The organism is Chryseobacterium sp. BGARF1 (assembly GCF_001677955.1).
In the GTDB taxonomy this organism is placed as follows: Bacteria; Bacteroidota; Bacteroidia; order Flavobacteriales; family Weeksellaceae; genus Chryseobacterium.
The window spans coordinates 24,355-30,550 of sequence record NZ_LELA01000044.1 but is presented as its reverse complement, the minus strand read 5'-3'; the positions used below and the strand labels follow the sequence as shown (position 1 = coordinate 30,550).

At 33.2% G+C, this 6,196-nt stretch carries 8 protein-coding genes; 3 read left to right on the top strand and 5 right to left on the bottom strand.

Features of this window, described 5'->3' with window-relative positions:
* Positions 1-260: 260 nt before the first annotated feature.
* Both trxB and holA read right to left on the bottom strand, forming a co-directional pair.
* Positions 261-1,202, bottom strand: coding sequence for a thioredoxin-disulfide reductase (trxB, locus tag AB671_RS09305; protein ID WP_066682119.1), 942 nt, complete (start codon positions 1,200-1,202; stop codon positions 261-263).
* Between the two features lie 426 nt (positions 1,203-1,628).
* Positions 1,629-2,666 (bottom strand): DNA polymerase III subunit delta, encoded by a 1,038-nt coding sequence (gene holA / locus AB671_RS09295; protein WP_066682123.1) that lies wholly within the window; start codon positions 2,664-2,666, stop codon positions 1,629-1,631.
* A gap of 7 nt (positions 2,667-2,673) precedes the next feature.
* Between holA and AB671_RS09290 the strand changes: the two genes are divergently transcribed.
* The 3 genes from AB671_RS09290 to AB671_RS09280 all read left to right on the top strand — a co-directional run bounded on the left by AB671_RS09290 (position 2,674) and on the right by AB671_RS09280 (position 4,892).
* Positions 2,674-3,105 (top strand): type I restriction enzyme HsdR N-terminal domain-containing protein, encoded by a 432-nt coding sequence (locus AB671_RS09290; protein WP_066682126.1) that lies wholly within the window; start codon positions 2,674-2,676, stop codon positions 3,103-3,105.
* A gap of 114 nt (positions 3,106-3,219) precedes the next feature.
* On the top strand, positions 3,220-3,834 hold the full coding sequence (locus AB671_RS09285; RefSeq protein ID WP_066682129.1) for an HAD family hydrolase: 615 nt from the start codon (positions 3,220-3,222) through the stop codon (positions 3,832-3,834).
* A gap of 314 nt (positions 3,835-4,148) precedes the next feature.
* A complete protein-coding gene (locus tag AB671_RS09280) occupies positions 4,149-4,892 on the top strand; it encodes a dienelactone hydrolase family protein (protein ID WP_082987273.1) in 744 nt (247 codons plus the stop codon).
* Positions 4,893-4,942: 50 nt separating this feature from the next.
* Here AB671_RS09280 and AB671_RS09275 read toward each other — a convergent pair whose 3' ends face one another.
* The 3 genes from AB671_RS09275 to AB671_RS09265 all read right to left on the bottom strand — a co-directional run bounded on the left by AB671_RS09275 (position 4,943) and on the right by AB671_RS09265 (position 6,191).
* Positions 4,943-5,173 (bottom strand): hypothetical protein, encoded by a 231-nt coding sequence (locus AB671_RS09275; RefSeq protein ID WP_066682132.1) that lies wholly within the window; start codon positions 5,171-5,173, stop codon positions 4,943-4,945.
* 2 nt (positions 5,174-5,175) lie between these two features.
* Positions 5,176-5,544, bottom strand: coding sequence for a cupin domain-containing protein (locus AB671_RS09270; protein ID WP_066682135.1), 369 nt, complete (start codon positions 5,542-5,544; stop codon positions 5,176-5,178).
* A gap of 110 nt (positions 5,545-5,654) precedes the next feature.
* Entirely contained in the window at positions 5,655-6,191 is a 537-nt protein-coding gene (locus AB671_RS09265) for a GNAT family N-acetyltransferase (protein WP_066682138.1), read from the bottom strand.
* Positions 6,192-6,196: the final 5 nt, after the last annotated feature.

Here is a 6,196-nt window from a genome sequence, read left to right as displayed (position 1 = left end):
CAAGACTATCGCAATCGACCACTCTGCCATCTCTCCTTAAACTCCGATTGTATCGTTGTTTTCAGTGGTGCAAATATAGAAAGTTTTTCAATTACGTCAAAATATTTCTACTATAAATTTTAACAAAAATTAATAATCGACTAAAAATCAGACCAATTATTTTCACAAACATTGATTAACACAGAGAAAATTTTAGATCAGAAAGTAAAAACGCACCTCAAAGAAGTGCGTTTTCAGATTTATAAATTAATTTTTAATAATTAATGTAATTCAGCAAGATACTTTTCTGCATCCATTGCCGCCATACAACCGCTTCCCGCTGCTGTAATCGCTTGTCTGTAGATATGATCCTGAACATCTCCTGCAGCAAAAACCCCCGGAAGATTTGTTCTTGTAGAGCCTTTTTCAGTAACAATATATCCATTTTCATCTAAATCGATTTGGCCAGCAAAAATATCGGTATTTGGCTTGTGTCCGATTGCGATAAAAATTCCGTGAACGTCTACTGTAGACTTTTCCTGAGTCTGGTTGTTGATGACAACTGCTCTTTCTACAAGATTGTTTTCACCTTCAATACCAATTAATTCATGGTGAAATTTCACTTCAATATTCTGCGTATTTTCAACTCTGTGAATCATTGCTTTTGAAGCTCTGAACTCCCCTTTTCTTACCAACATCGTTACTTTATTCACCAATTTTGCAAGATAAGTAGCCTCTTCAGCTGCGGTATCTCCTGCTCCTACAACCACTACATCTTTTCCTCTGTAGAAAAATCCGTCACACGTTGCGCATGCAGAAACTCCTCCTCCATTGTATTTTTTCTCGTCATCAAGACCCAAATATTTTGCAGTAGCTCCTGTAGAAATAATCACAGACTTAGCTAAAATTTCTTTATTTCCTGCATACAATTTGTGAATACCACCAACTTCTTTTGAAAATTCAGCTTTGGTAATCATTTCGTAATGTACTTTGGTATCGAATCTTTCAGCTTGTTTCTGCAAATCCATCATCATTTCAGGGCCTGTAATTCCTGCAGGATAACCCGGGAAATTATCAACTTCTGTTGTTGTAGTTAATTGTCCACCTGGTTCCAAACCTGTGTATAATTCAGGTTTTAAGTCTGCTCTTGCTGCGTAAATTGCCGCTGTAAAACCAGAAGGTCCAGATCCAACGATCACACAATCTAAAATATTTTCTTCCATAATTTATTTATCAATTTCAAGGATGCTAATTTCGTAAATTTTAATGTTTTATTAAAGGAAATTTAATGATACTTGTCAATGTTTAATATGTGAATATTCAATTGTTATTTCATTGGTTTGTTAACCCCTATTTTTACAAACTTCACAAAATACACTTGTAAATTCGGTTCCCCAAAATATTAATGTGATAAAAATTAAAGTAAAAAACAGAAAGTTCAATATTTTTCTTTTCAGAAAATAATCTACAAAAGTGTACAAAAAAATTATTACTGCAACAGAATAGAAAATAACCTTAAAGAAATCACCTGTACTCATGTGTTGATTAGCTGTAGCTTGTATATAAGGGAATAGAAAAATGTAAATAAAAAAATTTAATAATATGACAAATATAAATTTCCATTTCATGTGCCTTTCGATATATTTAAATCAAACTTTCATCTTAATTTTATCTACATTGATAATTTTGTAAACCAATTCTTTAATCAGCTCGGCATCGTCCATATTTACGGCTCCCAAACCTTTTCCTTTCATGTCAAATTCTCTCAAAATTGAAATGACACGGGTGGAATGTTTTAGCGGATATAATCTCGCTGCTTCTGCATAATCTTTAATAAAATAAGGATTAATACCCATTTGCGTAGCAATTACTTGTTGCGGTTGCCCAATCATTGTATTGTAAATAATCACGTTAGAAAAGTAATTGTACAAACTAGAAAGGAGCATTACAAAAGGATTGTTTTTAGGATTTTTTCCCATAAAATAGGCAATTCTGAACGCAGCATTGGCGTTTTTCGCTCCTAAAGCTTTCTGAAGCTCAAAAACATTGAACTCTTTGCTGATTCCGATATGGTTTTCAACGATCGTACCGTCTAAAAGTTGACCTTCTTTTAAAATAATTTTAAGTTTCCCCAGTTCATTTGAGATTCTGGAAAGGTCGTTTCCAAGATATTCTGCCAAAAGGTTAGAGATATTTGGGGCTGTTTTTATCTTTAGTCTGAGACATTCATCAGCAATCCATTTTGGAAGCGTATGGTCTTTTAAAGATTCGCTCAGAAAAAGCGCATTTAGCTTTGTTAAAGTTTTGGTAACCTTTTTTCGGCTGTCCAGCTTCTTGTGTTTATGGGCAAAAACCAAAACCGTTGACGGCACCGGATTTTCTGCATAAGCATCTAAAGCTTTACTTTCTTCATCATTAAATTTCAAATCCTGCGCTTCTTTTACGATAATTACCTGTTTGTCGCCCATCATCGGAAACTGTCGCGCCAAAGAAAGAATTTCCTGATACGTGGTATCTTTCCCGTAAGTGACGGTTTGGTTAAAAGCTTTTTCGTCTTCCGCCAGAAAGTCGTGTTCAAGAGCTTTTACAGCAACATCAATAAAGTAAGGTTCTTCTCCGTGGAAAAAATAAATCGGTAAAACTTCTTTATTTTTAATATTTTTGAGGATTAAATCTAATTCTTTCATCATATAAATGGAACTTCCAAAACTGAACTTTCAGGAAACTTTTGATTTTAAATTCAAGAAAGACAAAGATAAGTTTTTTATTTATGACTTGGTTCGTAAAACTTACCTTTTGCTCACTCCCGAAGAGTGGGTTCGGCAGCATTGGGTTCACTATTATCTTACCGTAAAATCTTACTCTACTTCTGCTTTAATTACCGAAAAAAAGATTGTTCTGAATGGCTTAACGAAGCGTATTGACCTTTTAATCACAGAAAAAGCGCAGCCAAAAATTCTTATCGAATGTAAAGCGCCACAAATCAAATTGACCGAAAAAACATTCGAACAGACTGCAAGATACAATTCTGTTATCGGTGCTTCTGAAATTATTTTAACGAACGGGTTGCAGCACATTAATGCCTATTACGAAAACGAACAATATCAGTTTTATAAGCCTGAATAATTTCAATTTAATAATCAATTATTTCTCAATGTTAAACTTTTCTAAACTTATCTATTTTAGGATGTTTAAGTAAAAAAGTTTTTTGATTTTTGTATGATAAATTTAAATATCAGTATGGAAATTAAAAATATAATATTCGATTTTGGAGGTGTTTTGATGGATTGGAATCCAAGATATTTTTTCAAAACCTATTTTAATGATGATGAGAAAATGGAATATTTCCTTGAAAACATTGCCCAAGATGACTGGAATATCGAGCAAGACAGAGGAAGAACTTTAGCCGAAGGAACAGAAATTCAAATCAAAAAATTTCCGGAGTGGGAAAAAGAACTCAGAGCTTATTATGATAACTGGACGGTTATGCTGAAAAGTGACATTCCTCAAAATGTAGAAATTCTGAGAAAACTGGAAAATACTTCTTATCAATTATACGGATTAACCAATTGGTCTGAAGAAACTTTTCCTTATGCTTTAGAAAACTATGATTTCTTTCAATTATTTGACGGAAAAATTGTGGTTTCAGGAACAGAAAAGCTAATCAAACCCGACCCTAAAATCTGGAATGTTTTATTGGAAAGATACAAGTTAGAAGCCAATGAATCTGTTTTCATTGATGATAATTTTAAAAATATTGAGATGGCAAAAACTCTTGGTTTTAAAACCATTCATATTCTACCGGAAACTGATTTGAAAACTGAACTGAATAATTTAGGTGTAAAATTTGAGTAAATACAGCTTTATAACATTCTGTTAATCTTGATTGTAAGTTATTTTCATTAATTTAGATGAAGATTACTTGTTTTCAACGAAGAAACCTCTCATTTGTCACTCTGAAAGAATCTAAACGATTAAAGAGTTTTTATAATAATCATTCTTAATTGCATTGTAGAGATTCTTTCAGGATGACAAAGAACCTGTTAATTATATGGTGAAAAAATTGTAAATCTGACCAATACCTAGCCCTGATTGTAGTGAAAATCCTTTTTTGAAAAAAAAGATTGCAACGAAAAGGAGGAAAAAGCTTCAAAAATAAATTACAAAATATGATACGTTCAATATTATTATCCGCATTTCTTATGACTTCAGGAACTATTTTCAGTCAGAATTTAAAAACAGTGTCTTATCAGGACGGTTCACAAAAACTGAACGGTTTGGTAACCTCCAATGCAGGAAAAAAACTTCCGGGAGTTTTAATTCTTCCAGCCTGGAAAGGAATTGATGACGAAGCAAAAACGGCAGCCGCAGATTTAGAAAAGCAAGGTTATATCGCATTTATTGCTGATATTTACGGAGAAGGAAATATTCCGACTGACAATGCTTCCGCTGCAAAAACTGCCGGATTTTACAAGAAAGATTATGCTGCTTATCAGAAGAGAATTTCTTTGGCTTTAGAGCAATTGAAGAAAAACGGAGCGGTTCCAGATAAAATTGCGGTAATTGGTTATTGTTTTGGCGGAACCGGAGCTTTGGAATCTGCGAGAGGGAAATTACCAGTTGTAGGCGTTGTTTCCATTCATGGAAGCATCGGAAAAGACCAATCGAGACCCAATGAAGCTATTTCAACTAAAATTTTAGTAGAAAATCCTGCAGAAGATAAAAGTGTGACGCCGGAAGATTACAACAATCTGGTTAAAGAAATGAATGAGGGTAAAGCAGATTGGCAAATCATTACGTATGCCAATTCAAAACATACTTTCACTGACCCAAAATCAGCCGATTATAATCCTGTGATGGCAAAAAGAGCCTGGAATCATACGCTACTATTTTTGAAAGAAATTTTGAAGTAATTGAACTACAATAAATTAAAAACAACCTCAATAACTGAGGTTGTTTTTGTTTATAAATCACTGATTGTATTACAATTAGAACACCACCAATATTCTGATTCTTTATCTTTCAATTTCTTTTTTGTTTTCTTTTCACAATTTTCACAGACACATTCATCATTCTCATTTTCTTTCGCTTCGTAGTCGCAATTAAAACAACTCCAACTCGTTAAATGAGTCTTTCCATTGATGAACCAAGTGAAAGAGTTTTCTTTACACTTTGGGCAAATTTGTAACGCCATATTTAAATTTTTTCTTCTTCTCTATTCACCAAATCTATCGAAAATGCCGGAAGACAAATCGCAAGATATTCGCAAGATTCTGAAAACGGATTGCTGTAACGGATTCTTGCTCCTTTTTCAATCAAAATACTTTGTCCTTTTTCTAAAATTACCTCTTCTCCGTCAATTTCAAACTGTTTTTTGCCTGAAATAATGATGGTAAATTCATCAAATTCAGGAGTTTGATGAGGTTCACTCCAATCTGGCGGAGCAACCATATGCGCAATAGAGATATTTGAATTCTGAGTTGAATTTCCCCAATGTTCTTCAATTAATTTTCCGTCGGTTGTAGGAACTACAAATGGTGACTTCTGAATTTTATATTTTTTCATGATTATATTTTATTTAATTAATCTCTCGCAAATTTAACGCATTATACTGATTAATTTCAGCAATTCAAATCTGCCAAATCAACATAATCTGCGAGAAAATTTATTTAAGTTTAATCAACTTTAAAATGGTTTTCTCTTGTGATTTCGTACACAAAATTGGTTCTCGTTGGTTCTCCGAAATAAGCGACTTCTTCCTCCGCAATTTTTTGTCCGCCCAATCTTCCTAATGCAATCTGAGAACGGAAATTTTCTTTTCCGATGTGGAAATGAACTTTGTCTACAAATTGAAAAACATAATCCAGCATCACTTTTTTAATCTGTGGATTGATCCCTTTTCCCCATGAATTTGTTCCGTAAAAAGTATAGCCAATAAAAATACTATTTTTAGATTCATCAAAATCATAAAAACGGGTACTTCCCAAAATATCTCCGGTCGATTTTTCTACAATTTTAAAAGCACCTTGGCTTTCCATAGCTCCTTTAAAAAAGTTTTCAAAAACTTCTCTTTTGTAACGGTCTTTATTAGGATGCTGCTCCCAAACTTTAGGGTCAGAAGCCACTTCATACAATAAGTCAAAATCCCCTTGCTGTAAGGGGATTAATTGATATTCTTCGTTTTCTAAAACAGGTTGAATAGAAAAATTCATCTTTT